The following is a 23632-nucleotide window of genomic DNA, read 5'->3' as shown; positions in this document are numbered from 1 at the left end:
CGGCGCGTATGCTGGCCGGGTGACGGCACCGACTCGCCGGTCGCTACGCATACAGCGCGAGCGCGGCCGCCTCCCGTACCGCGCGCAGCGCTCTGTCCCGGGTTGGCTGCGCATCGGCGTCCCGGTCGTACTCGTCCTTGTGTGGCTCGCGGGCGCCGCCGTGGGCGGACCGTACTTCGGCAAGGTCGACGAGGTGTCGAGCAACGAGCAGTCGGCCTACCTGCCCGACAGTGCCGAGTCGACCCAGGTGCAGGAACGCCTGCCCGAATTCGTCGGCGGCGATACGATCCCCGCGGTCATCGTGGTGACCGGCGATGGGGCGCTCACCGACGCCGAGTTGAGCGACCTGGCCGATCTCACGGCCGCGCTCGCCGCGGTCCCGGGGGTCGGCGGCGATGTGTCGCCGCCCGTGCTCTCGGACGACGGCGAGGCCGCGCAGTTCTTCGTGCCGATCGACGCGGGCGGCTCGGTCATCGATACCGTCGAGGCGTTGCGTGCCGAACTCGGCGAAACGCTGCGCGCGGACCTGCAGGCGTGGGTGACGGGGCCAGCCGGCTTCACCGCTGACCTCGTCGAGGGCTTCCTCGGTATCGATGGACTGCTGCTGGCGGTCGCGCTCATCGCAGTGTTCCTCATTCTCGTTATCGTGTACCGGTCGCCGTTGCTGCCGCTGCTCGTGCTGATGACCTCGGTGTTCGCGCTGTGCGTCGCACTGCTGACGGTGTGGTGGCTCGCCAAGGCTGAGATCGTCGTGCTGAACGGGCAGGTGCAGGGGATCCTGTTCATCCTCGTGATCGGTGCGGCCACCGACTACGCCCTGCTGTTCGTCGCGCGGTATCGCGAGGCGGCATCCGAAGGCGCGGGACGATGGGATGCCGTCCTGTCGGCGTGGCGCGGCGCGTTCGAACCGATCCTCGCCTCTGGCGGCACGGTCATCGCCGGGCTGCTGTGTCTGCTGCTGTCGGACCTGGCGACCAACCGCGCGCTCGGCCCCATCGCATCGATCGGCATCGCATTCGCCATGCTGTCGGCGCTCACGTTCCTGCCTGCGCTGCTCGCGCTCGTGGGGCGCGCCGCCTTCTGGCCGTTCCTGCCCACGCCCGGCGCGAACGCGATCCCCGCCTCGTTCGACGAGCCCGTGCGCGGTGTGTGGCCGCGGCAGGCGAGGTTCGTGTCGCGGCATGCCCGGCCGGTGTGGATCGTCGCGACGGTGGTGCTCCTCGCGGCATCCGTCGGCGTCGCCCAGCTGAAGGCCGATGGCGTGCCCTCGAGTGAACTGGTGCTCGGCACGTCCGAGGCGCGCGACGGGCAGCAGGTGCTCGCCGAGCACTTCGCGGGAGGGTCGGGTAGCCCCGTGTACGTCGTCGCCCCCGAGGGCGACCTCGTCGCCGTCGCCGAGACGCTCGCGGCCGCCGACGGCATCGACACGGTGGCGGTGGCGTCGGCGGACTCGTTCACAGGGCAGGCCGTGGTCGAGATTGAGGCAGGCGAGGCCATGCTCACAGTCCCCGGCCCGCCGGATGCGCCCGCGCCGACCGCGACCGTGTCCGATGGCGACGTGCTCGTCGTGGCGACCCTTGTCGACACCGCCGACTCGTTCGTCGCCGAAGACACCGTGCGTGGCGTGCGCGACGCACTCGACGCCGGGTTGGGCACAGGGGTCGCGCTCGTGGGCGGCGTCACCGCAACCGACATCGACACGAACGAGACGTCGATCCGCGACCGCACGCTCATCATCCCGATCGTGCTCGTCGTGATCTTCTTCATCCTCACGCTGCTGCTGCGGTCGCTGCTGGCGCCGCTGCTGCTCGTGCTGAGCGTCGTCGTGTCGTTCGGCGCCGCGATGGGCGTATCGGCGCTCGTCTTCAACCACGTTCTCGGATTCCCCGGTGCCGACCCGGCCGTACCGCTGTACGGTTTCGTGTTCCTCGTGGCACTGGGCGTCGACTACAACATCTTTCTCATGACGCGTGTGCGCGAAGAGTCCATGCGATTCGGCACGCGCCCCGGCATCCTGCGCGGTCTCGTCGCGACCGGGGGAGTGATCACGTCGGCCGGCCTCGTGCTCGCGGCGACGTTCGCAGCGCTCGGGGTCATCCCGATCCTGTTCCTCGCGCAGCTCGCGTTCATCGTCGCGTTCGGCGTGCTGCTCGACACGTTCGTCGTGCGTTCGCTGCTCATACCCGCGGTGTCGTACGACATCGGGCGGGCGATCTGGTGGCCCTCACGACTGGGATCTCGAGATGCGGTGAGCGCGCGCCGAAGGTCTGACGGAGACCTGTGATGTGCCCCCGGAGAATTACGATATCTCGACCCACCGGTTAAAAGCCGGTTGCTCTGCCTCTGAGCTACGGGGGCGTTATTCCACCCTACTGGCCGCCCGCGCGCTGGGTTTCGCCAGCGTTGTGCCCGTGGCATCCATCCCGCAGCGCCTCGCGACGCTCGCGGCGTGTCGAGCGCAGCCGAGCGCGGGGAGCCGACGTGCTGCAGGGGCCGATCCAGCAGGACTCGGGTCCGCGCGACAGCGCCTTCCGCGACCCCGCGGGCAACCACATCCGTCTCAATCAGGGCGGGTAGCCTTGCACGGTGACCGATGAGAACCGCGGCTTCCACCGGCCGGTGCGACGCCCCGCCGAGGTGCTCGACCGGCTGTTCGCCGCCGAGGACCCGGCCGAGGTCTCGCGCATCGCGCACTCGACCGCATCTGCGCTGCTGAACCGGGTGCGGGCGAACCCCGACGACGCGGTGGTCGAGCGGCTCATCGCGTTCACCGGCCGGCACGGCATCGACGACATCGCCGAGCTGTGGTCGCGGTCGCCGGCACGCACTCTGCCGGGCGCGCTGTGGCGGCTATACCTGCTGCAGCTCATGATCCACGACGACCCGCATACGGCGGCGCTGCTGTACGAGCGCGGGCGCACCGAGCTCGCCTCGGCCGATGCGGTCGTGGCCGGTGCCCCGGCGTCGGCCGGACCGGACGAGCTCGTCGCCCTCATCGACACGATCCTGCGCGGACTGTTCCAGGGGGACTTCGCCGTCGCCCTCGAGCGGGCCGCGGCGTTCTGCCGCGTGCAGGCCACGGGTGCGACGCATCTCGCCGACGACTACGAGAGCACTGAGTCCGAGCGTGCCTCGACGCTGACCACGCGGGCGCTGCGCCTGTCGACGTACGCCGGTGACCTCGCCGCGTGCGCCCGCCTGTGGCGCCGCGAGTCGCTGACCTGAACCCCGGGCCCACGGCCCTCACGCGCTCACTTGTCACGATGTGCGGGAGGTGCCCGCAGAACGCGGCGAGTGGACGCATGGTGCGCCGGACGCGACAGTGCCCTGGTGCGCCGGACGTGGAAGTGCCGGGCCGCAGAACGCCTCTCGGCGCGAGGCCGCTCGAAGCGGCAGAAGATGGAGCCCGGGGTTACTGCGGCCCGGCTCGACCAGTGTAACGGAGACGTCGGGTGCGGCATTCCCGAGCGCATAGGCTCGAGGCATGACCTGGCGCTTCTGCCTCATGATCGAGCCCGCGGCATCCGACGCTGTGCTCTCGGATTTCGCCGACACTTTCACCGTCGTCGACCCGGCCGCACCCGCGCTGAGCGTCGGGGAGCTGAGCACACAGCGCGGCGACGGCATCTTCGAGTCGATCGGGGTGATCGACGGGCATGCGCAGGAGGTGACGGCGCACCTCGAACGGCTCGTGCACTCGGCACGCCTGTGCGACCTGCCCGAGCCGAACGTCGCGCAGTGGCGTCAGGCGGTCGCGCGGGCTGCGGCGCAGTGCGGCCGGGGCGAGTCGGTGATCAAGCTCATCCTCAGCCGGGGCGTCGAGCACGGCCCGACGCCGACCGCGTGGGTGACCGCGGCGACCGCCCCCGACAACACGCGGGTGCGCGTGGAGGGCGTTCGGGTCGTGACCCTCGACCGCGGCTTCGACAGCGCCGCGCCCGAGCGCGCGCCGTGGCTGCTGATGGGGGCGAAGACCCTGTCGTATGCGGTGAACATGGCCGCCATCCGCGAGGCGAAGCGCCGCGACGCCGACGACGCGGTGTTCGTCTCGTCGGACGGCATCGTGCTCGAAGGCCCGACGTCGTCGGTGATCCTGCGGCACGGCGACCGCTTCACCACGCCGGCACCGGGCGCCGGTATTCTGCACGGTACAACGCAGCTGAGCGTGTTCGCGTTCCTCGGGCAGCAGGGTCTGCGTGCGGAGTACGAGGCCGTGCTCGCGCCGAATCTGGTGATGGCGGATGCCGCGTGGCTGGTGTCGAGCGTGCGGCTCGCCGTGCCGATCGTCTCGGTCGACGGCGCCGGCATCCCGCTCGATGCCGACCTCACCGCCCGGCTGAACGCGTACCTGCTCTCGCCGCGCGACTGACCTACCCGAAGCGGCCCGAGACGTCATCGTCGGTGGCCCGCACGGACGGCATGGTGAAGATCGTGCGGGTGTCGTCGTGCTCGATGAGCGTGCCGGTGCCGGCGATGTGGAAGAACGCCGTTCTGGCGACGTCCTGACCCTCGGCGTTCGCGACGACGCGAAGGCGGACGATCCGCTCAGTCCTTGGGCGCGTGCGTCTCGATGGCGACGATGCCCGATCCGGGGCTCGGTGCCGAGAGGTGGACCACCGAGAACGCGCCGGGCTCGAGCGCCGACGCGCTGCTCAGATACGACCCGCGCAGGGTACCGGTGGCGAGGGCGAGTTCGTTCAGGATGCTGGGCAGCACCGGTCGGTGGCTGCACACCAGGGCGGGCTTTCCCGCGCGCACGCGCTTTCCGATGACGGTGCGCACGTCGGCGGTGCCCTGCTCCCACTCGTCCTGGCCGATGAGGGGCGTGCGGGTGATGACGCGACCTGTGGCCTTCGCCAGCGGCGCGACGGTGGCCACGCACCGCTCCGCGGGGCTGGTGACGATCTTGCGCACGCCGAATGCGCGCAGCGCGCGCACGATGCCCTTGGCCTGGCGGCGACCGCGCGAGGTCAGCGGGCGCGCGGCATCCGGTCCGTCCCAGTCCTGACGCGCGACGGCCTTCGCGTGCCGCAGCACCACCAGGGGGAACGTGTGCAGCACTCCTTCGTCGACCAGCGCTGTGAAGGCGTCGAGGATCTCGACGTCGACGGGATAGCTCAGCTGCGCACGGGCCTTCTTCAGCCCCACCCACTCGAGCGCGGCGATCTCGCCGTTCGGGACGAACTGTGACGCGCGGATCGCGGCATCGGTCGCCTCGGCCGCCCAGTAGTGCACGATCTTCGTGCGGCCGCTGGGCAGCTCGTAGCGGGACACGCCGACGGGCGTGCCGAGGCTCACGCGGATGCCGGTCTCCTCATGGATCTCGCGCGCGGCGGTCTCGGCGAGCATCTCACCGGGGTCGACCTTGCCCTTGGGCAGGGTGATGTCGCGGTACTTGGTGCGATGGATGAGCAGCACCTTGAGCTTGTCGCCCACCAGCCGCCAGACGACACCGCCGGCCGCGTAGACGGCCTTCTCGCTCATCGCACCGCCCGCGCCCGCCGGCGGCGCTGGAGCGTGGCCATCGTGCGGTCGTGGATGTCGACCAGTGGCTGCCCGTCGGCGCCGACCGAGTGCCGCATCCACTCGCCGTCCGGGCCGAGATGCCACGAGCTGGTTCCGTCGCTCATCGCGAGATCGAACAGCGTGTGCAGCTCGGCGATGTGCTCCGGCGCCGCCACGCGCACGAGAGCCTCGACCCGGCGGTCGAGGTTGCGGTGCATCATGTCGGCGCTGCCGATGTACACCTGCGGGTCGTCGTTGTGGCGGAACGCGAAGAGGCGCGAGTGCTCGAGGTAGCGGCCCAGGATCGACCGCACCACGATGTTCTCGCTCATCCCCTCGACACCCGGCCGCAGGCTGCAGATGCCGCGCACCCAGATCTCGACCGGCACGCCCGCCTGACTGGCACGGTAGAGCGCGTCGATGATCTGCTCGTCGACCATCGAGTTGACCTTGATGCGGATGCCCGCCGGCTTGCCCTCGGCCGCGTTGCGGCGCTCTTTGTCGATCAGGCGCAGCAGCCCCTTACGCAGGTGCAGGGGAGCGACCAGCAGACGCTTGAACTTCTTCTCGATCGCATAGCCGCTCAGCTCGTGTAACAGGCGGGTCAGGTCGCGGCCGCCCTGACCGTCGACGGTGAACAGGCCGAAGTCCTCGTAGATGCGGCTCGTCTTCGGGTTGTAGTTGCCCGTGCCGATATGCGAGTACGAGCGCAGCACCCCGTCTTCCTCGCGGATGACGTTGACGAGCTTGCAGTGCGTCTTCAGCCCCACCAGCCCGTACACCACGTGTACGCCGGCCTTCTCGAGCTTGCGCGCCCAGACGATGTTGTTCGCTTCGTCGAAGCGGGCCTTCACCTCGACCAGGGCGAGCACCTGCTTGCCGGCCTCGGCGGCGTCGATGAGCGCCTGCACCACGGGGCTGTCGCCCGAGGTGCGGTACAGCGTCTGCTTGATGGCGAGTACGTGCGGGTCACGCGCCGCCTGCTCGAGGAAGGCCTGCACGCTCGTGGTGAACGACTCGTACGGGTGGTGCACCAGCACGTCGGCCTTGCGGATCGCGGCGAAGATGTCGGCGCGCTCGGTGTTGTCTCCGGGCTGGAAGGCCACCGCGGTCGTGGGGACATGCGGCGGGTAGCGCAGCTCGGGCCGGTCGATGCGCGACAGCTCGAACAGCCCTCGCAGATCGAGCGGCCCGGGCAGCCGAGACACCTGCTGGTCGGTGATGTCGAGTTCCTTGACGAGCAGATCGAGGGTCACCTCGTCCATGTCGTCGGTGATCTCGAGCCGGATGGGCGGACCGAACCGGCGCCGCAGCAGCTCGGCCTCCAGCGCCTGGATGAGGTTCTCGGTCTCGTCCTCTTCGATCTCGACGTCTTCGTTGCGGGTGAGCCGGAACGCGTGGTGGTCGAGCACCTCCATGCCGGGGAACAGATCACCCAGATGGTTGGCGATGAGCTCTTCCAGCGGCAGATAGCGCAGGGTGTCGCTCGTGCGCGGCAGCTCGACCAGCCGCGGCAGCATGGGCGGCACCTTCAGGCGGGCGAACTCCTGTCGCCCCGTGCGGGCGTTGCGGATGCGGATCGCGAGGTTCAGCGACAGCCCGGAGATGTACGGGAAGGGATGCGCCGGGTCGACTGCGAGCGGCATGAGCACCGGGAAGACCTGGTTCTGGAAGTAGTCGTGCAGGTGCCCCCGGTCGTCCTCGCCGAGGTCTGCCCACGAGGTGACGTCGATGCCCGCCTCGCTGAGCGCGGGGCGCACCAGACCCTGCCACGCCTCGGCGTGCCGCAGCTGCAGGCGGTACGCCTCGCCCGAGATGTCGGCGAGCACGTCGGCGGGGGAACGGCCGACGTTGGTGGGCACCGCGAGCCCGGTGAGGATGCGCCGGCGCAGGCCGGCGACGCGCACCATGAAGAACTCGTCGAGATTGCTCGCGAAGATGGCGAGGAAGTTCGATCGCTCCAGCAGCGGCAGATCGGGGTCCTCGCCCAGCTCGAGCACCCGCTGGTTGAACGCGAGCCAGCTCAGTTCGCGATCGAGGTAGCGGTTCTCCGGCAGCTGTGCGTCGAACACCTCGACGGCCTCATCGAAATCGTCGTCGTCGGCATCGCCGAGCCCGGCATCCGAAATCGTCGTCTCCAGCACACCTTCATCATGTCAGGGCGCGGCCACGGCAGGAACGGCGTCTTCCTCCGCCGCGTTGAAACGATAGCCGACGTTGCGCACCGTGCCGATGAGCTGCTCCTGGTCGCCGAGCTTGGCACGCAGCCGCCGCACATGCACGTCGACGGTGCGGGTGCCGCCGAAGTAGTCGTACCCCCACACCTCGCTCACCAGCTGCTCCCGGGTGAACACGCGGGAGGGGTGAGTGGCCAGGAAGTGCAGCAGCTGGAACTCCTTGTAGGTCAGGTCGAGCGGGCGCCCGTTCGCCTTTGCCGAGTAGGACGCCTCGTCGATGGTGATCCCGGAGGTCTGGATGCGGGTGGGCACCTGGTCGACGCCCGGTCGATCGATCGCCAGCCGCACGCGGGCGTCGACCTCGGCCGGGCCCGCGGTGGCGAGCACGACGTCGTCGATGCCCCATTCGGCGTTCACGGCGGCGAACCCGCCCTCGCCGACGATGAGCAGCAGCGGGGCGCTGAGCCCGGTGGTAGTGAGGATCCGGCACAGCGAGCGCACGGCGACCAGGTCGCCGCGGCCGTCGACAAAGATCAGGTCGGCGGAGGGTGCGTTCACCAGCGCCGCCGGCTCTGCGGGGATCTGGCGGACCGTGTGGCCGAGGAGGTCGAGCGCGGGCAGCGCAGGCGCCTGCGGGGTCGCCGAGCTCAAGACGAGGATGTGGGCCACGCTGATGCCTCTCCTGCGGGCGGGGCCCGCCATCGTTCCTCCATGATAGATGCGCGACACATCGCGGTGCGGGATGATGTGTGTATGGAAGAGCAGCCGGTTCCCGAGCTCGCCCCCCGCAGCACCGTCGGCGGGGTCATCGCCGTGTGGGTGCTCGGCGCGGTCATCGGTGTCGCCGTCGGAGTGGTCGTGCCGCCCGACGGACGTATGGCCTGGATGGCCGTCGGGCTGGGCGGCTGCATCGTCGCGGCGTTCGTCGTGCAGCTGTGGGTGGTTCGGTCGAAGGGCTTCATCGACCGCGTGGCGCTCAGCGCCGTGGGCGCGACGATCGCGATCGGCCTGGTGTCGGCGGTGTTCGGCCTGGCCGCGCTCATTCCGAACGGGACGGGATAAGGTAGAGGCATGGATCTCGTCGCCCTCGAACTGTTCTTCGTCGGGTTGCTCGGCCTCGCATCGCTGGCGATCGTCTTCGTCTCTGGTGCGGTGATCGTCAACCTGTATCGCGGTCAGCGCTGACGTTCTCGTCGTGTTCGATCTGCCGACCAATCTCCCCGCGGACGTGGTGCCGTTCGCCTGGCTGCTCGGCGTGTGGGAGGGCTCGGGAGTCATCGACTATGAGGCCGACGGTCACCGCTACACGGGCGAGTTCGCACACCGGGTGAGCTTCAGCCACGACGGCGGCGCGTACCTGAACTACGCGGCCCACGGCTGGCTCGCCGACGCCGACGGACCGCAGGGCACTCCGCTGGTCGCCGAGACCGGCTTCTGGCGTCTGTCCCGGCCGGCGACCGACGCGGACGCCGGGCCGGGCCTGCTGCCTCCGCGCGTGCCGGCCGCCCCGCGCACCGCGGACGACGTCGAAGAGCTGCGCACCGCGGATGGCGGGTTCGCCGTCGAGGTCGCCATCGTGCACTCCGACGGCATCAGCGAGCTGTACCTGGGGCAGATCTCGGGTCCTCGCATCGACCTCGCCACCGATATGGTCGTGCGCACCGCCGGATCCAGGGAGTACACCGCGGCGACCCGCATGTACGGCCTCGTCGATCAGCACCTGCTGTGGGCGTGGGACATCGCCGCGTTCGGCGGCGAGCTGAGCTCGCACGCGTCGGCCCGATTGGCGCGCGCGGAATGACCGACGCGTTCGCCCAGCACTTCGGGAACCCCCTCGCAGAGCAGCGTGCCCTGGCGGCGGGGCGCGCCCTCGCCCCGCTCGGCGACCGCCGCGTGCTGGCGGCGACCGGCCCCGACCGGCTGACGTGGCTCGACTCGATCACCTCGCAGGCGCTGACGGCGCTGCAGCCGGGGGAGAGCACCGAGCTGCTCGTGCTCGATCCGCAGGGGCGCGTCGAGCACGCCGCCGGCGTGATCGACGACGGCGAGACCACGTGGCTGCTCGTCGACGCACCCGACGCCGACCCGCTGCTGACCTGGCTGCAGCGCATGCGCTTCCGCGCCGCGGTCGAACTGCGCCCGGCCGACGAGTACGCGGTGATCGGCGCGGTCGGCACCGGGGCCGTGCCGGGGCAGCTGGTCGCCGCGCCGCACGACGTACCGCTGGTCTGGCACGACCCGTGGCCGGGAGTGACCGCCGGCGGCTGGGGCTATGCACCGGCCGACCCGCACCCCGGCGCCGCGTGGGAGTGGGTCGAGGCGATCGTGCCGACCGGCGCGTGGTCCGAGCTCGCGGAGCGTGCAGAGCCCGGCGCGCTCGCGGGCCTGCTCGCCGCCGACGCGTTGCGGGTGGCCGCCTGGCGGCCGCGCCGCAGCGCCGAGGTCGACGAGCGCACGATTCCGCACGAGGTCGACTGGCTGCGCACCGCGGTGCATCTGGCCAAGGGCTGCTACCGCGGCCAGGAGACGGTGGCCAAGGTGCACAACCTCGGCCACCCGCCGCGCCGTCTCGTGCTGCTGCACCTCGACGGATCCGACAGCGTGCTCCCGGTGCACGGCGATGCCGTGCGCGCGGGCGACAGCGAGGTCGGCGTCGTCACCTCCGCCGTACGGCACTACGAGGACGGCCCGATCGCGCTGGCCCTGGTGCGACGCTCGACACCGGCCGACGCCGACCTCGTCGTCGACGCGGACGGCACCGCGATCGGCGCCGCGCAGGAGGTGATCGTGCCGGCGGACGCCGGAGCGACGGCATCCGTCCCCCGCATTCCCCGGCTGGGCAGTGCGCGGCGCACGCCGCAGGAGTCGCAATAAGCTGGGGTGATGAGCGCCCCGCACACGTTGATCCTGCTTCGCCACGGCCAGAGCGAGTGGAACAAGTCCAACCAGTTCACCGGGTGGGTCGACGTGCGACTCACCGAGCTCGGCGAAGCCGAGGCGCGGCGCGGCGGTGAGCTGCTCGCCGATTCGGGGCTGCACCCCGACATCCTCTACACATCGCTGCTGAGCCGTGCCATCCAGACCGCCGACATCGCCCTCGACGCCGCCGACCGGCTGTGGATCCCGGTGAAGCGGTCATGGCGGCTCAACGAGCGCCACTACGGCGCGCTGCAGGGCAAGAACAAAGCCGAGACGCTCGAGGAGTTCGGCGAGGAGCAGTTCATGCTGTGGCGCCGCTCGTTCGATGTGCCTCCGCCCCCGATCGCCGACGACGACCCGTACAGCCAGGTCGGCGACCCGCGCTATGCCGGCATCGACGGCGAGGTGCCGCGCACCGAGTCGCTGAAGATCGTCATCGACCGGCTGCTGCCGTACTGGGAGGGCGAGATCGTCCCGGATCTGGCCGCGGGCAAGACGGTGCTGGTCACCGCGCACGGCAACTCGCTGCGGGGGCTCGTGAAGCACCTCGAAGGCATCGGCGACGACGACATCGCCGCGCTGAACATCCCCACCGGCATCCCGCTCGTGTATCGCCTCGGCGACGACTTCATGCCGCTCGGCCCGGGGGAGTATCTCGACCCGGAGGCCGCCGCGGCCGGCGCCGCGGCCGTCGCCGGCCAGGGCAAGGGCTGAGCCAGGCCTCGTCGGGCGCGGCCGACGAGGCCACGATCTGCAGCGGCTCGGCTACCGGTTCGAGGCCTGAACGCCTCAGTCGGAGGTGGGACCGAGATCTGCGTAGTAGGGCAGCGACGTGTCGACGACGGGCACGAGCGTCTCGATGCCGTTGACGTCGCCGGACTGGAAGTAGATCGACACGTTCGCCCCGGGCGCGGTGTCGAAGTTCACGAGGGGCAGCGGCGGCGTGCCCTCGGTGCCGAGGCTCACCACCGCGCCGGCCGGTACGCGCACCGTTGCGGGGGTGCGGGCCTCGCCGACCTCCATGCGCAGCGTGAGCTGCTGGTCGGTGGGGTTGACGATGGCGGCGATGAGGTTGCCCGCCGTGCCCTCGTCGTTGGCCACGACGACCGCGTTGAGCACTTCGAGGGGCTTCGAGCCGTCGACGTTCACGCCGTCGGCGGGGGAGTACTGGATCGTCGTGCTCTGCGGGGTCATGAAGGTGCAGCCCGCCGTTCCGAGGACGACGGCGGCACCGAGGGCGACGGATACGACAAGGCGCGATTTCACGGATCCTCCAGGGATGGGGATGGACTCTCAGAGCATTCTATGGGGTTCCGTCGACGGCCGGGTGCGGGTGCGGGGGCAAACCTTAGCGTATGACGCCTGTGGTATTCTGGAGGTTGCCGAAAGGACATTGCTGCATGCTTTTTGAGGTTGGCGAAACGGTCGTTTACCCGCACCACGGGGCGGCGAAGATCATCGAGGTCAAGGAACGCGTCATCAAGGGTGAGGCGAAGAAGTACCTCAAGCTCAACGTGACGCAGGGTGACCTGGTCATCGAGGTCCCGGCAGACAACGTCGACCTCGTCGGCGTTCGCGACGTCATCGGCAAGGAGGGGCTCGAGCGGGTGTTCGAAGTGCTGCGCGCACCCTTCACCGAAGAGCCTACGAACTGGTCGCGCCGGTACAAGGCGAACCTCGAGAAGCTCGCCTCCGGCGATGTCATCAAGGTGAGCGAGGTCGTCCGCGACCTGTGGCGCCGCGATCAGGACCGCGGCCTTTCGGCGGGAGAGAAGCGGATGCTGGCCAAGGCCCGCCAGATCCTCATCTCCGAGCTCGCGCTCGCCGAGAAGACCGACGAGGAGCAGGCGTCCGTCGTGCTCGACGAGGTCCTCGCCTCCTGATCCATCGGCAGCGCCGGGCGGTGCCGCGCGCGGGTAGTCTCGACGCGTGAGCATCCTCCCCGTTCCCCGCGTCGCGATCATCGTCGTCGCCGCCGGGTCGGGCACGCGTCTGGGTGCCGACGTGCCGAAGGCGTTCGTCGGCATCGGTGCGCACACCGTGTTGCGCCACGCCCTGCAGCGCGTGTTCGCCGCGTCGCCGGCACAGGTCGTCGTCGTGGCGCCGCCCGGGCGGGAAGGCGATGCGGCGACCGATGCGCTCGAAGCGGCCGGGGAGCGCCGAGACCTGGTCGCCGTCGTCACCGGCGGCTCGACTCGGCAGGCCTCGGTCGTCGCGGGCCTGGCCGCAGTGTGGGCCGATGTCGAGGTCGTGCTCGTGCACGATGCCGCCCGGGCGCTCACTCCCGCAGCCGTGTTCGACCGGGTCGTCGCGGCTGTCGACGCGTCGGGCGAGGGGGTCGTGCCGGTGCTCCCGGTGGTCGATACCGTCAAGCGCGTCGAGGGTCAGCGCGTGACCGAGGCCGTCGACCGGTCACAGCTGGCCGCCGCGCAGACCCCGCAGGGCTTTCCGCGCGCGATGCTCGATGCCGCCTACGCGACCGCGGTCGACGAGCACACCGACGACGCAGCCCTCGTGGCAGCGGGCGGGCACCCGGTGCGGGTCGTCGCCGGGGACGCCCTGGCGTTCAAGATCACCACGCCGGCCGACCTCGAGCGTGCCCGAGCGTTGGTCGTGCCGGCCGCACCCCGGGTCGGCGTCGGTACCGACGTGCACGCATACGGTGGCGAGGGAGACCTGTGGCTGGCCGGTCTGGAGTGGCCCGGCGAGCCGGCGCTGTCGGGGCACTCGGATGGCGACGCCGTGGCCCACGCGATCGTCGACGCGCTGCTGTCGGCAGCCGGTCTCGGCGACATCGGCACGCGCTTCGGCACAGATCAGCCCGAGTACGCCGGGGCGCATGCCGACGTGTTCCTGACCCGCACGCGCGAACTGCTCGGCGCGGCCGGCTGGGCGGTCGGCAACGTGTCGGTGCAGGTGCAGGCGAACCGCCCGCGGTTCACCGCACGCCGGGGCGAGGCCGAGGCGACGCTGTCGGCCGCGCTGGGCGGGGCATCGGTCTCGGTGTCGGCGACGACCACCGACGGACTCGGCCCCACCGGCCGGGGCGAGGGCGTCGCCGCATTCGCCGTCGCCCTGCTGCTGCCGGACTGACGGCAGGCTCGATCGCGGCACTGCCCGCGCCGGTAGTCTGGTGCGGTGAACATGCGGCTCTTCGATACGAGGACGCGGGAGTTGCGCGCCTTCGAACCGCTCGACCCGGCGCACGTCTCGATGTACGTCTGCGGTCCGACGGTGCAGTCCGGGCCGCACATCGGTCATCTGCGCGGGGCGCTGGCCTTCGACATCCTGCGGCGCTGGCTCGAGCACCGCTTCGGTCGCGTGACCCTGGTGCGCAACGTCACCGACATCGACGACAAGGTGCTCGCCAACGCGACCGACGCCGAGCCGTGGTGGGCCCTCGCCTACCGCATGGAGCTCGAGTTCTCGGCGGCGTATGCCGCGATCGGCATCCGTCCGCCGACGTACGAGCCGCGCGCGACGGCGTCGATCCCGCAGATGCAGGAGCTCATCGCACGGCTCATCGATGCCGGGCACGCGTATGCGGCCGACGGCAGCGTCTACTTCGACGTGCGCTCGTGGGCGGAGTACGGCGCGCTGACCAACCAGCGGCCCGACGCGATGGATTCCTCGCCCGACACCGATGCCGGCAAGCGCGACGCGCTCGACTTCGCCCTCTGGAAGGCCGCGAAGCCGGCCGAGCCGGCGGATGCCACGTGGGACTCGCCGTGGGGTCCGGGTCGCCCGGGCTGGCACATCGAGTGCTCGGCGATGTCGCGACGCTACCTCGGGCCCGCGTTCGACATCCACGGCGGCGGTCTCGACCTGCGCTTCCCGCATCACGAGAACGAGCTGGCCCAGTCGGCGGCCGCCGGCGACGCGTTCGCCCGGTTCTGGGTGCACAACGGCCTGGTCACCGTCGGCGATCAGAAGATGTCGAAGTCGCTCGGCAACGTCGTGCTCGCGCGCGACCTGCTCGCCACGTACGACCCGCTCGTGGTGCGCTACGCGCTCGGTGCGGCGCATTACCGGTCGAGCCTGGCCATCACGACGGCGTCCTTCGCCGAGGCCGAGGCGGCCCTCGACCGCATCCGCACCTTCCTCACCCGCGCCGCGTCCCCGTCCGCCGGCGGCGAGCTGCCGCAGGCGTTCGCTGCGGCGCTGGACGACGACCTCGGTGTGCCGCAGGCGCTCGCCGTGCTGCACGAGGCCGTTCGCGCAGGGAATGCCGCGCTCGACAGCGGACAGACGGATGCCGCGCACGCTGCGGCACGTCAGGTCGCTGCCATGGCCGGCATCCTCGGCATCGATCCCCTCGACGCGCGCTGGCCGTCCGGTGGCGCCGGGGCGATGACCTCCGCGCTGGACGCGCTCATCCAGACCATGGTCGCGCAGCGTGCACGGGCGCGCGCAGACAAGGACTGGGCGGCGGCAGACCGCATCCGCGACGCCATCGCCGACGCGGGCATCTCTCTCGAAGACCGTGCCGACGGCACACATTGGAGCATCGATGGCTAAGCCAGGGCGCCCCGGCGCGAGCAAGGGCAAGAAGGGCCCCACCAAGGGCACCGGCGGCAAGAACAAGCGCTCCCTGGAGGGCAAGGGGCCGACCCCGAAGGCCGAGGATCGCGCGTGGCATCCGGCAGGCAAGCGCAAGGCCGCGCAGGAACGCTATGCGGCCGCCGGCGGGCGTTCCACGCCTCGACAGGCTCGGGGACCAGGAGGCGGCGGGCAGGGCCGGGGCTCCGGCGCCCGGCCGAGGCAGAGCGATGACACCGAGACGGTCACCGGCCGGAACTCGGTGCTCGAGGCGCTGCGGGCGAAGATCCCCGCCACGGCGCTGTACATCGCGCAGCGGGTCGAGCTGGACGACCGCATCAAGGAGATGCTGTCGATCGCGAAGAACCGAGATCTGGCGGTGCTCGAGGTCACGCGCCCCGAGCTCGACCGCATGGCCGGGTTCGACGGCGTGCACCAGGGGGTGGCGCTGAAGGTGCCGCCGTACGAATACGCCCACCCGCAGGATCTGCTCGAGAGCGTCATCGACGACGGCGGCACACCGCTGTTCGTCGCCCTCGACGGGGTCACCGACCCGCGCAACCTCGGGGCGATCATCCGCTCCACTGCCGCGTTCGGCGGGCAAGGTGTGATCATCCCGCAGCGCCGCTCTGCCGGGGTCAATTCGGCCGCGTGGAAGACCAGCGCGGGGGCCGCGGCGCGCGTGCCCGTCGCGCTGGCATCGAACCTCACGAACACGCTGAAGGAGCTCAAGAAGCAGGGCGTGTTCGTGCTGGGGCTGGATGGGGGCGGGGATGTCTCGCTCCCGGCGCTGCAGCTGGCCGATCGCCCCGTCGTCATCGTCGTGGGCTCGGAGGGCAGAGGACTGTCGCGGCTGGTCACCGAGACGTGCGACCAGATCGTGTCGATCCCGATCGATGCGGCGACCGAGTCGCTCAACGCCGGCATCGCGGCATCCGTCGCCCTCTACCAGGTGTCTGCGCTGCGCTCGCCGTCCTGAGATGCGACACCATGGAGCCCGCCATGGCGGGGGAATGGATGCGGGCTCCCGCTGCTTGAATCGAGAGACAACACCGTTCGAGAAGGGAACGCCATGGCTCACATCGCCGTCATCGGAGGGACCGGCTACGCCGGCGGTCACATCGTCGCCGAGGCGGTGAGCCGTGGGCACGACGTCGTGTCGATCGCCCGGACGCTACCGGCCGAGCGCGTCGAGGGCGCCCTCTATCTCGAGGGCACGCTGCTCGACGTCGCCGGTCTCGTCGCACAGCTCGCGGGCGTCGACGTCGTCGTCTCGACCGTCGCCGCGCGCGGCGACATGCTCGGCAAGGTGCGCACCCAGACGGCGGAGCTGATCGAGGTGCTGCCCGAGGACGTCCGTGTCGGTGTCATCGGCGGCGCCGGCGGCAGTCTCGTCGAGCCGGGCGGCCCCCGGCTGGTCGACACCGACGGATTCACACCCGAGTACAAGCCCGAGGCGCTCGAGGCCTACGGCGTGCTCGAGGACCTGCGCCGCACCGCTGCCTCCCGCGACTGGTTCTATGTGCACCCGGCCGGCGGGTTCGGCGCGTGGAACCCGGGCGAGCGCACCGGCGCCTACCGCGACGGCGGCGATGTGCTGGTCGTTGACGAGAAGGGCGACTCGTTCATCTCCGGCGCAGACCTGGGTGTGGCCGTGCTCGACGAGATCGAGCAGCCGAAGCACCGCCGCGAGCGTTTCGCGGTCGGCTACTGACGGTCAGACGAGGTCGCGCCAGTCGACCTCGCCCGAGCCGCTGTCGTCGGCGGCCGCGTCGGACACCACGGTCAGCGCCATCGTCTCCGGCGGGCCCATCACGGTCGCCTCGTCGCGGCGATGGCGCAGCACGTCGTCGATGTACGACGCGAGGGACTCGGCCAGCGGCACCGACTCCCCGCGCGCCTGCGACATGTACCAGCGGTGCTCGAGCAGCTGGTGGAACACCTCGGCCGGTTCGAGCTTGGCGCGCAATTCGAACGGGATGGCCTTGACGACGGGCTCGAACACGCGCGTGAGCCACTCGTGGGCGACCATCTCCTCGTCCGAGCCGAGCCGTGAGACGCGCGCCCGGAACTCGTCCAGGTCGTTGAGCAGCCGGCGGGCCTGGTTCTCCTCGACGTCGAGCCCGGTCAAACGCAGCAGGCGCCGCTGATGATACCCGGCATCCACGACCTTCGGAGTGATCGAGACCCGGGTGCCGTCCCGCTCGGTCTCGATCGACATCTCGCCGATGTCGAAGCCGATGTCGTTGAGCCGTCGCACCCGCTCGGTGATGCGCCATGCCTCGTTGGTGGCGAACGTCTCCTTGTCGGTGAGCGCCGACCACAGCGAGCGGTATGACGAGACGATGCCGTCGGCGACGGCCACGGCATCCACCCCGCCCTCCAGACGCCCGCCCGCTTCGAGATCCATGATCTCGCCGGCGATGTTCGTGCGTGCCACGTCCAGGTCGTGCTCGCGCTGGCCGTGGGTGAGCCCGGCCTCGTGCAGCTCGCCGGTCTCGGCATCGACGAGGTAGGCCGCGAACGCGCCCGCGTCGCGGCGGAAGAGCGTGTTCGACAACGATACGTCGCCCCAGAAGAACCCCATCGTGTGCAGGCGCACGAGCAGCAGGGCCAGCGCGTCGACCAGTCGCGAGGCCGTGTGCGGGCGCAGCGTCTGCGTGAACAGTGCCCGGTAGGGGAGCGCGAACTTCAGGTGCGCGGTCACGAGCGCTGCGGGCAGCGGTGCGCCGGAGGCATCCCCTCGTCCGTCGATCACCGCCACCCGCTCGACGCAGGGCACGTCCATCCGGGTCAGGCTGCCGAGCATCTCGTACTCGCGACGTGCCATCTCGGCGGTCGTCTCCTTGATGGCGACGACGCGCCCCGATAGGTTCGCGAACCGCACCAGGTGGCGCGACAGGCCCTTCGGCAGCCAGACGATGTCTCGACTGGGCCACTCGGCGAGCGCCGTCGACCCCGGCAGCGCGAGCAGGCCGGGGTCGACGGCGCTGGCCGCGATGCTCAGCGCCGCCGACATGCGCGGATCACGCCGAGGCGATCGCCTTGTCGGTGAGGCGCTCGCCCGACTCGATGTCGAACACGTGAACGTGGCCGGGGACGGGGGCGAGGATGACGGTCTGGCCGGCATTGGGGTGGCGGCGGCCGTCGACGCGGGCCACGAGATCGACGCGCGTGCCCTCGATGTCGGCGTGACCGTACAGGTATCCGTCGGCGCCGAGCTCTTCGACGAGGTCGACGTGCACGGTGAGGCCTTCGCCGTCGTCGGGGTCGACCACGATGTCCTCGGGCCGCACGCCGAGCGTCACCGAAGAGCCGTGCGCACGGCCCAGGGTCTCGGCCTCCACACCGATCACCCGCGTGCCGAACGTGACCCCGCCCTCGACGAGGTCGGCCGGGAACAGGTTCATGGCGGGCGAGCCGATGAACCCGGCGACGAAGACGTTGCTCGGCTTCTCGTACAGGTCGCGCGGCGAACCGACCTGCTGCAGGATGCCGTCCTTGAGCACCGCGATGCGGTCGCCCATGGTCAGCGCCTCGGTCTGGTCGTGTGTGACGTAGACGGTGGTGACGCCCAGGCGACGCTGCAGCGACGCGATCTGCGTGCGCGTCTGCACCCGCAGCTTCGCATCGAGGTTCGACAGCGGCTCATCCATGAGGAACACCTGCGGCTGACGCACGATCGCGCGGCCCATGGCGACGCGCTGGCGCTGACCGCCCGAGAGTGCCTTCGGTTTGCGGCTGAGGTAGTCCTCGAGGTCGAGAAGCTTGGCGGCCTCGAGCACGCGGGCGGCGCGCTCCTCTTTCTTCACGCCCGCGATCTTCAAGGCGAAGCCCATGTTCTCGGCGACGGTCATATGCGGGTATAGCGCGTAGTTCTGGAACACCATCGCGATGTCGCGGTCTTTCGGCGGCACGTCGGTGACGTCGCGGTCGCCGATGAGGATCCGGCCGGAGTTGACCTCTTCGAGACCGGCCAGCATGCGCAGCGACGTGGACTTGCCGCAGCCGGACGGACCGACCAGGACGAGGAACTCTCCGTCGCCGACCTCGAGGTTGAGCTTGTCCACGGCGGGGCGCGCGCCCCCCGCGTACAGGCGTGTGGCGCTTTCGAACGTGACTGATGCCATGCTCTCTTCTCCTTCACCGGCAGGTACGTGCCGGACGATCCGTAGTGATGGATGCGGGGGCTCCCGCGCGCCCGTCGCCGGGCGCACGTTCAGTATGCCAGACGCGTCGGACGGTGCCGCGTCTGGGTTTTTTCTCAGCCTGCGTGGCTAGCATCGTTGAGTTGCCGCCTCCCGGACGGCATGCCCGGACACCGTCCGGATGAGATGCAAGAGGATTCATGGCGAGCGACGAGACCCCCGACGCCCCGGCCCCCCGCGATCGACGTGCGGCCGTGCGTGAGAAGGCACTGCAGGTGCACGCGCAGCAGTCGAAGGCGCGTGTCATCCGAGGAGTGTCGATCGCCACCGTGATCGTGGCCGTCGTAGCCGCGGCCGCCGTCGCCGTCACCTGGACCGTCACCTCCACCGCGGCCAAGCCCCAGTTCACGCCGTCGAACATGCTCAACGACGGCATCCAGGTCGAGGTCGTCGGCACCGTTGCCGGCACCGCCGACACGAGCAGCGGGGCACTGGCCGAAGTGCCCGCCAGCGGCGACCCCACGCCGACCGACAGCCCCAGCCCGACGCCCACAGAGTCGGCCACGGTCGACCCGCGTGCCGTCGACATCGCCGTCTACGTCGACTATCTGTCGCCGGGTGCGCAGCAGTTCCAGTTGGCCAACGCAACCCAGCTCGCCGAGTGGGTCTCCGAGGGTGCGGCGACCCTGTCGTATCACCCGGTGGCGCTGCTGACGCCGAAGTCGAACGGCACGAAGTACTCGCTGCGCGCGGCGGGCGCGGCCGCGTGCGTGGCGCACTTCGCCCCGGACGCCTTCTACACCTTCAACAACGCGCTGCTCGAGCGTCAGCCGGTCATCGACAGCGACGGCATCGCCGACAGTGCACTCGCCGATATGGCGATCGCCGCCGGTGCCGATGCGCCCAAGCGGATCCGTGCGTGCATCGAGGGCCAGAACTTCGTCTCATGGGTGCAGGAAGCCACCACGCGTGCGCTGGACGGCAGCCTGCCCGGCACGGACGGCGTCACGTTGACCGGTGCGCCGCTCGTGCTCGTCAACGGCGTGCCCTACGTCGGGGCGCTCGACGACCCCAAGGAGTTCTCGCAGTTCGTGCTCACGCTGTCGAGCCACGCGTACTACACGGCGACCCCGACCCCCACGCCCACCGCGACCAAGTAGGGCGGATCTCCGCCCGGGTCGACTCCGGGGCGAAAGGCGTCCGTCTCCCTCTCTGCCGCGTCGGCGGCGTGACAGCGTGTCAGAATCCGTGCCTACGACTGCCGCGGGTCACGCATCCAGAGGGGACACTCGTGCGATTCCATGCTGCGCGCACGCAGGGTGCGCAGCGCACGCTCTAGACTCGGTATGCACGACCGCCCGGAACTGCGGGCGTCGCCGACTTAGCTCAGCTGGTAGAGCACCTGTCTTGTAAACAGGCGGTCGCGGGTTCGAGTCCCGCAGTCGGCTCTGTGTTCTCCGCGCCGCCGCCGCGTCAGGATCCGGGGAGGCGCGTGATGTGGTGTCGGGCGTCGACGGCGGCGCGGCGGCCGGGATGCTTGTCGTCGGGCTTGCCGCCGACGTAGAGCCAGCCCAGCAGCCGCTCGCGCTTCTTCAGGCCGTGCAGCTTCGCCACCGGCTCGCTGCGGGTGTACCCGCCGGTACGCCAGATGACGCCCCAGCCGGCTTCGTCGAGCAGCAGGCTCAGGGTGTGCGCGACGCCGGCGGCGGCCGCCTCCTGCTCCCACGCGGGCACCTTGTCGCTCTTCTTCAGGCTGACGACAACGGCGATCAGCAGGGGAGCGCGCAGCGGTTTGGACGATGGATGCCTGTCGCTCTGGGCCTGGGCGATCGCCGCACCGAGGTGCTCGCGGTCGGCGCCGCGCAGCTCTATGAGCCGCCAGGGTCGCAGCGACGAGTGGTCGGCGACGCGGCCGGCCGCCGACACCAGGGTCTCGAGCTCGGCACGGGTGGGCGCAGTATCCGTCACCTTCGACCACGACCGCCGCGCGCGCACCGCGTCGAGTGCACTCATGTCTCGGGAGTGAACGACAGCGACACCGAGTTCATGCAGTAGCGGTCGCCGGTCGGCGTGCCGAAGCCGTCGGGGAAGACGTGCCCGAGGTGACCGCCGCAGTTCGCGCAGCGCACCTCGGTGCGCTGCATGCCGAGGCTGCGGTCCTCGAGCAGCTCGACCGCCTCGGGGCGGATCGACTCGTAGAAGCTCGGCCACCCGCAGTGGGAGTCGAACTTGGTGCCGCTCTGGAACAGCTCTGCGCCGCAGGCGGCGCAGGTGTACAGACCCGCCCGGTGCTCGTCGAGCAGCTCGCCTGTCCACGGCCGCTCGGTGCCGGCTTGCCGCAGCACCGCGAACTGCTCGGGTGTGAGCTCCGCGCGCCACTGATCGTCTGTCTTGTCCACGCTGTACGTCATCGCTGAATCCTCCTGCCCTCCTATTCAACCCCCATCAGGGCGGTGCGGGCGTGCCATCGGAGGATCCTGGATGCCTGCGGCTAGCGTGGGCTCATGCCACTGGACGACCGCGATCGCGCCATCCTCGCGTTCGAGGCAGAGTGGCGTCGCCACCGCGGGGCGAAGGAAGAGGCGATCCGCGCCGACCTGGGCATGTCGCCTGCCCGCTACTACCAGCTGCTCGGCCGGCTCATCGACACCGGTGACGCGATCGCGCACGACCCGATGCTCGTCAAGCGTCTGCGCCGGGTGCGCGACGCCCGTGAGCAGGCGCGCATCGCTCGCGCGGCCCCGTGAGCGCACGCTGCGAGCCGGCGGCGACGCTGCCGGTAGCATCGTGGGGTGCCGAATGAGACCTTCCCCCGGGATCGCTTCGATGAGATCCCGGCCGAACGCGGTCGCGTCGGCGCCCACCGTGCCGAGAACCCGCGTCTGCGGGGCGGTGCCATCTTCCTGTGGGCGGCCGCGGCGACCCTGGTGCTGATCGCCGCCGGCGTGTTCGGCACGCTCGTCGCGTCGGGGCGCATCGGCTTCTCGCCGCCCGAGCCGACGCCCACCGCCAGCCCCGAGCCAGAGATCACGCCGGTCATCGACACCGCGTTCGACGTGCTGGTGCTCAACGCCACACCCGTGCAGGGCCTGGCCACCCGGCTCACCGACGACATCCTCGCCGCCGGATGGGCGCCCCCACAGGTGCTCGCGAGCGAAGCCGGGTCGCAGGACTTTCGCACCACGACCGTGTACTACGCCCACCCCGGCGACGAAGCGGCGGCCGCGGGCCTTGCCGAGGTGATCGGCGGCGCCGAGATCGCCGAGAGCACCGACTACCTGCAGAGCCCCGACCAGAAGCAGCTGACCGTGGTCATAGGTCTCGATCGGGTGGCGACTCCCACACCGGCACCCACTCCCTGACCGGCTTGCACTCCCCCCTGTCGAGTGCCAGAATGGATTAGCACTCGCTGTATCTGAGTGCTAAAGACTCACGCTACGTCCGGGAGGGACGACAACACATGGCAAAGATCATCGCTTTCGATGAAGAGGCCCGTCGCGGCCTCGAGCGCGGCCTCAACATCCTGGCCGACGCGGTGAAGGTGACGCTTGGTCCCCGCGGCCGCAACGTCGTGCTCGAGAAGAAGTGGGGTGCCCCCACGATCACGAACGACGGTGTGTCGATCGCCAAGGAGATCGAGCTCGAAGACCCCTACGAGAAGATCGGCGCCGAGCTGGTCAAGGAGGTCGCCAAGAAGACCGACGACGTCGCTGGTGACGGCACCACGACCGCTACGGTCCTCGCTCAGGCGCTCGTCCGCGAGGGCCTGCGCAACGTCGCCGCCGGCGCCGACCCGATCGCGCTCAAGCGCGGCATCGAGAAGGCCGTCCAGGCGCTGACCGAGCAGCTGCTGACCGGCGCCAAGGAGGTCGAGACCAAGGAGGAGATCGCCGCGACGGCATCCATCTCCGCCGGCGACACCGAGATCGGCGAGCTGATCGCCGAGGCGATCGACAAGGTCGGCAAGGAAGGCGTCGTCACGGTCGAGGAGTCGCAGACCTTCGGCACCGAGCTCGAGCTCACCGAGGGCATGCGCTTCGACAAGGGCTACATCAACCCCTACTTCGTCACGGACCCCGACCGCCAGGAGGCGGTCTTCGAGGACCCGTACGTGCTCATCGCCAACCAGAAGATCTCGAACATCAAGGACCTTCTGCCCATCGTCGACAAGGTGATCCAGGAGGGCAAGGAGCTCCTCATCATCGCCGAGGACGTCGAGGGCGAAGCTCTCGCGACGCTGGTGCTGAACAAGATCCGCGGCATCTTCAAGTCGGCCGCCGTGAAGGCACCCGGCTTCGGCGACCGTCGCAAGGCGCAGCTGCAGGACATCGCGATCCTCACCGG

Annotated in this window: 24 protein-coding genes and 2 tRNA genes; 17 read left to right on the top strand and 9 right to left on the bottom strand. The window is 70.3% G+C overall.

Translation table 11 applies throughout. The annotated features are described in order from the left end of the window. Positions 1–49 precede the first annotated feature (49 nt). Complete coding sequence (locus ACK5IN_RS07320; RefSeq protein ID WP_416895538.1) at positions 50–2284, top strand: MMPL family transporter; 2235 nt, start codon at positions 50–52, stop codon at positions 2282–2284. Between the two features lie 2 nt (positions 2285–2286). Here the strand turns inward: ACK5IN_RS07320 and ACK5IN_RS07315 are convergent. Further along, positions 2287–2358, bottom strand: a tRNA-Lys gene (locus ACK5IN_RS07315). 228 nt (positions 2359–2586) lie between these two features. Here ACK5IN_RS07315 and ACK5IN_RS07310 point away from each other — a divergent pair. Both ACK5IN_RS07310 and ACK5IN_RS07305 read left to right on the top strand, forming a co-directional pair. After that, the gene (locus ACK5IN_RS07310; protein ID WP_416895537.1) at positions 2587–3225 is read left to right on the top strand and encodes a DNA-directed RNA polymerase subunit beta; all 639 of its coding nucleotides are present in this window, start codon (positions 2587–2589) and stop codon (positions 3223–3225) included. 259 nt (positions 3226–3484) lie between these two features. Further along, entirely contained in the window at positions 3485–4369 is an 885-nt protein-coding gene (locus ACK5IN_RS07305) for an aminodeoxychorismate lyase (protein WP_416895536.1), read from the top strand. A gap of 176 nt (positions 4370–4545) precedes the next feature. Here the strand turns inward: ACK5IN_RS07305 and ACK5IN_RS07300 are convergent, their stop codons facing one another. The 3 genes from ACK5IN_RS07300 to ACK5IN_RS07290 are packed head-to-tail and all read right to left on the bottom strand — an operon-like array spanning position 4546 to position 8351. Next, positions 4546–5484 (bottom strand): NUDIX hydrolase, encoded by a 939-nt coding sequence (locus ACK5IN_RS07300; protein WP_416895535.1) that lies wholly within the window; start codon positions 5482–5484, stop codon positions 4546–4548. Next, positions 5481–7649, bottom strand: a complete 2169-nt coding sequence (locus tag ACK5IN_RS07295; protein WP_416895534.1) for an RNA degradosome polyphosphate kinase — start codon at positions 7647–7649, stop codon at positions 5481–5483. Before ACK5IN_RS07295 ends, ACK5IN_RS07300 begins: the two co-directional genes overlap by 4 nt. Positions 7650–7661: 12 nt before the next feature. Continuing rightward, positions 7662–8351: a response regulator transcription factor gene (locus tag ACK5IN_RS07290; protein WP_416895533.1), complete on the bottom strand. Its 690-nt coding sequence runs from the start codon at positions 8349–8351 to the stop codon at positions 7662–7664. A gap of 84 nt (positions 8352–8435) precedes the next feature. On the opposite strand from ACK5IN_RS07290, the gene ACK5IN_RS07285 reads away from it, so the two are divergent. The 4 genes from ACK5IN_RS07285 to ACK5IN_RS07270 all read left to right on the top strand — a co-directional run bounded on the left by ACK5IN_RS07285 (position 8436) and on the right by ACK5IN_RS07270 (position 11315). Then, positions 8436–8744, top strand: coding sequence for a hypothetical protein (locus tag ACK5IN_RS07285; RefSeq protein ID WP_416895532.1), 309 nt, complete (start codon positions 8436–8438; stop codon positions 8742–8744). A 133-nt stretch (positions 8745–8877) separates the two neighbouring features. Next, positions 8878–9483 (top strand): FABP family protein, encoded by a 606-nt coding sequence (locus ACK5IN_RS07280; protein WP_416895531.1) that lies wholly within the window; start codon positions 8878–8880, stop codon positions 9481–9483. Beyond that, positions 9480–10556 (top strand): YgfZ/GcvT domain-containing protein, encoded by a 1077-nt coding sequence (locus ACK5IN_RS07275; protein WP_416895530.1) that lies wholly within the window; start codon positions 9480–9482, stop codon positions 10554–10556. The genes ACK5IN_RS07280 and ACK5IN_RS07275 overlap by 4 nt, the downstream gene beginning before the upstream one ends. A gap of 9 nt (positions 10557–10565) precedes the next feature. Beyond that, a complete protein-coding gene (locus ACK5IN_RS07270; RefSeq protein ID WP_416895529.1) occupies positions 10566–11315 on the top strand; it encodes a phosphoglyceromutase in 750 nt (249 codons plus the stop codon). 75 nt (positions 11316–11390) lie between these two features. Here the strand turns inward: ACK5IN_RS07270 and ACK5IN_RS07265 are convergent, their stop codons facing one another. Then, entirely contained in the window at positions 11391–11867 is a 477-nt protein-coding gene (locus ACK5IN_RS07265) for a DNA modification methylase (protein WP_416895528.1), read from the bottom strand. Between the two features lie 134 nt (positions 11868–12001). Between ACK5IN_RS07265 and ACK5IN_RS07260 the strand changes: the two genes are divergently transcribed. From ACK5IN_RS07260 to ACK5IN_RS07240, 5 genes are all read left to right on the top strand, one after another. After that, positions 12002–12484 carry a CarD family transcriptional regulator gene (locus ACK5IN_RS07260; protein WP_416895527.1) on the top strand — a complete coding sequence of 161 codons (483 nt, stop codon included), beginning with the start codon at positions 12002–12004 and terminating at the stop codon, positions 12482–12484. Between the two features lie 46 nt (positions 12485–12530). Next, a complete protein-coding gene (ispD, locus tag ACK5IN_RS07255) occupies positions 12531–13694 on the top strand; it encodes a 2-C-methyl-D-erythritol 4-phosphate cytidylyltransferase (RefSeq protein ID WP_416895526.1) in 1164 nt (387 codons plus the stop codon). A gap of 45 nt (positions 13695–13739) precedes the next feature. Continuing rightward, positions 13740–15119, top strand: coding sequence for a cysteine--tRNA ligase (gene cysS, locus ACK5IN_RS07250; protein WP_416895525.1), 1380 nt, complete (start codon positions 13740–13742; stop codon positions 15117–15119). Further along, entirely contained in the window at positions 15112–16119 is a 1008-nt protein-coding gene (gene rlmB / locus ACK5IN_RS07245) for a 23S rRNA (guanosine(2251)-2'-O)-methyltransferase RlmB (RefSeq protein WP_416895524.1), read from the top strand. Before cysS ends, rlmB begins: the two co-directional genes overlap by 8 nt. Positions 16120–16212: 93 nt before the next feature. Then, positions 16213–16854, top strand: a complete 642-nt coding sequence (locus ACK5IN_RS07240; RefSeq protein WP_416895523.1) for an NAD(P)-dependent oxidoreductase — start codon at positions 16213–16215, stop codon at positions 16852–16854. Between the two features lie 3 nt (positions 16855–16857). Here ACK5IN_RS07240 and ACK5IN_RS07235 read toward each other — a convergent pair whose 3' ends face one another. Together ACK5IN_RS07235 and ACK5IN_RS07230 are read right to left on the bottom strand one after the other, a co-directional pair. Beyond that, complete coding sequence (locus ACK5IN_RS07235; protein WP_416895522.1) at positions 16858–18159, bottom strand: DUF4032 domain-containing protein; 1302 nt, start codon at positions 18157–18159, stop codon at positions 16858–16860. Positions 18160–18166: 7 nt separating this feature from the next. Further along, positions 18167–19270: an ABC transporter ATP-binding protein gene (locus ACK5IN_RS07230; protein WP_416895521.1), complete on the bottom strand. Its 1104-nt coding sequence runs from the start codon at positions 19268–19270 to the stop codon at positions 18167–18169. A 218-nt stretch (positions 19271–19488) separates the two neighbouring features. On the opposite strand from ACK5IN_RS07230, the gene ACK5IN_RS07225 reads away from it, so the two are divergent. Further along, a complete protein-coding gene (locus tag ACK5IN_RS07225) occupies positions 19489–20448 on the top strand; it encodes a DsbA family protein (RefSeq protein ID WP_416895520.1) in 960 nt (319 codons plus the stop codon). A 215-nt stretch (positions 20449–20663) separates the two neighbouring features. After that, positions 20664–20736, top strand: a tRNA-Thr gene (locus tag ACK5IN_RS07220). A gap of 25 nt (positions 20737–20761) precedes the next feature. Here ACK5IN_RS07220 and ACK5IN_RS07215 read toward each other — a convergent pair. Further along, positions 20762–21301 carry a nitroreductase gene (locus ACK5IN_RS07215; protein WP_416895519.1) on the bottom strand — a complete coding sequence of 180 codons (540 nt, stop codon included), beginning with the start codon at positions 21299–21301 and terminating at the stop codon, positions 20762–20764. Beyond that, the gene (gene msrB, locus ACK5IN_RS07210) at positions 21298–21699 is read right to left on the bottom strand and encodes a peptide-methionine (R)-S-oxide reductase MsrB (RefSeq protein WP_416895518.1); all 402 of its coding nucleotides are present in this window, start codon (positions 21697–21699) and stop codon (positions 21298–21300) included. The genes ACK5IN_RS07215 and msrB overlap by 4 nt, the downstream gene beginning before the upstream one ends. A gap of 93 nt (positions 21700–21792) precedes the next feature. On the opposite strand from msrB, the gene ACK5IN_RS07205 reads away from it, so the two are divergent. The 3 genes from ACK5IN_RS07205 to groEL all read left to right on the top strand — a co-directional run. After that, on the top strand, positions 21793–22035 hold the full coding sequence (locus ACK5IN_RS07205) for a DUF3263 domain-containing protein (RefSeq protein ID WP_416895517.1): 243 nt from the start codon (positions 21793–21795) through the stop codon (positions 22033–22035). A gap of 45 nt (positions 22036–22080) precedes the next feature. After that, positions 22081–22650: a LytR C-terminal domain-containing protein gene (locus tag ACK5IN_RS07200; RefSeq protein ID WP_416895516.1), complete on the top strand. Its 570-nt coding sequence runs from the start codon at positions 22081–22083 to the stop codon at positions 22648–22650. A 98-nt stretch (positions 22651–22748) separates the two neighbouring features. After that, the coding region (gene groEL, locus ACK5IN_RS07195) for a chaperonin GroEL (RefSeq protein WP_416895515.1) at positions 22749–23632 on the top strand (884 nt) is incomplete at its 3' end.

Source organism: Microbacterium sp., assembly GCF_047971895.1.
GTDB lineage: Bacteria > Actinomycetota > Actinomycetes > Actinomycetales > Microbacteriaceae > Microbacterium.
Note: the sequence above shows the minus strand (reverse complement) of the source record. Positions and strands in the feature narration are given on the sequence as shown.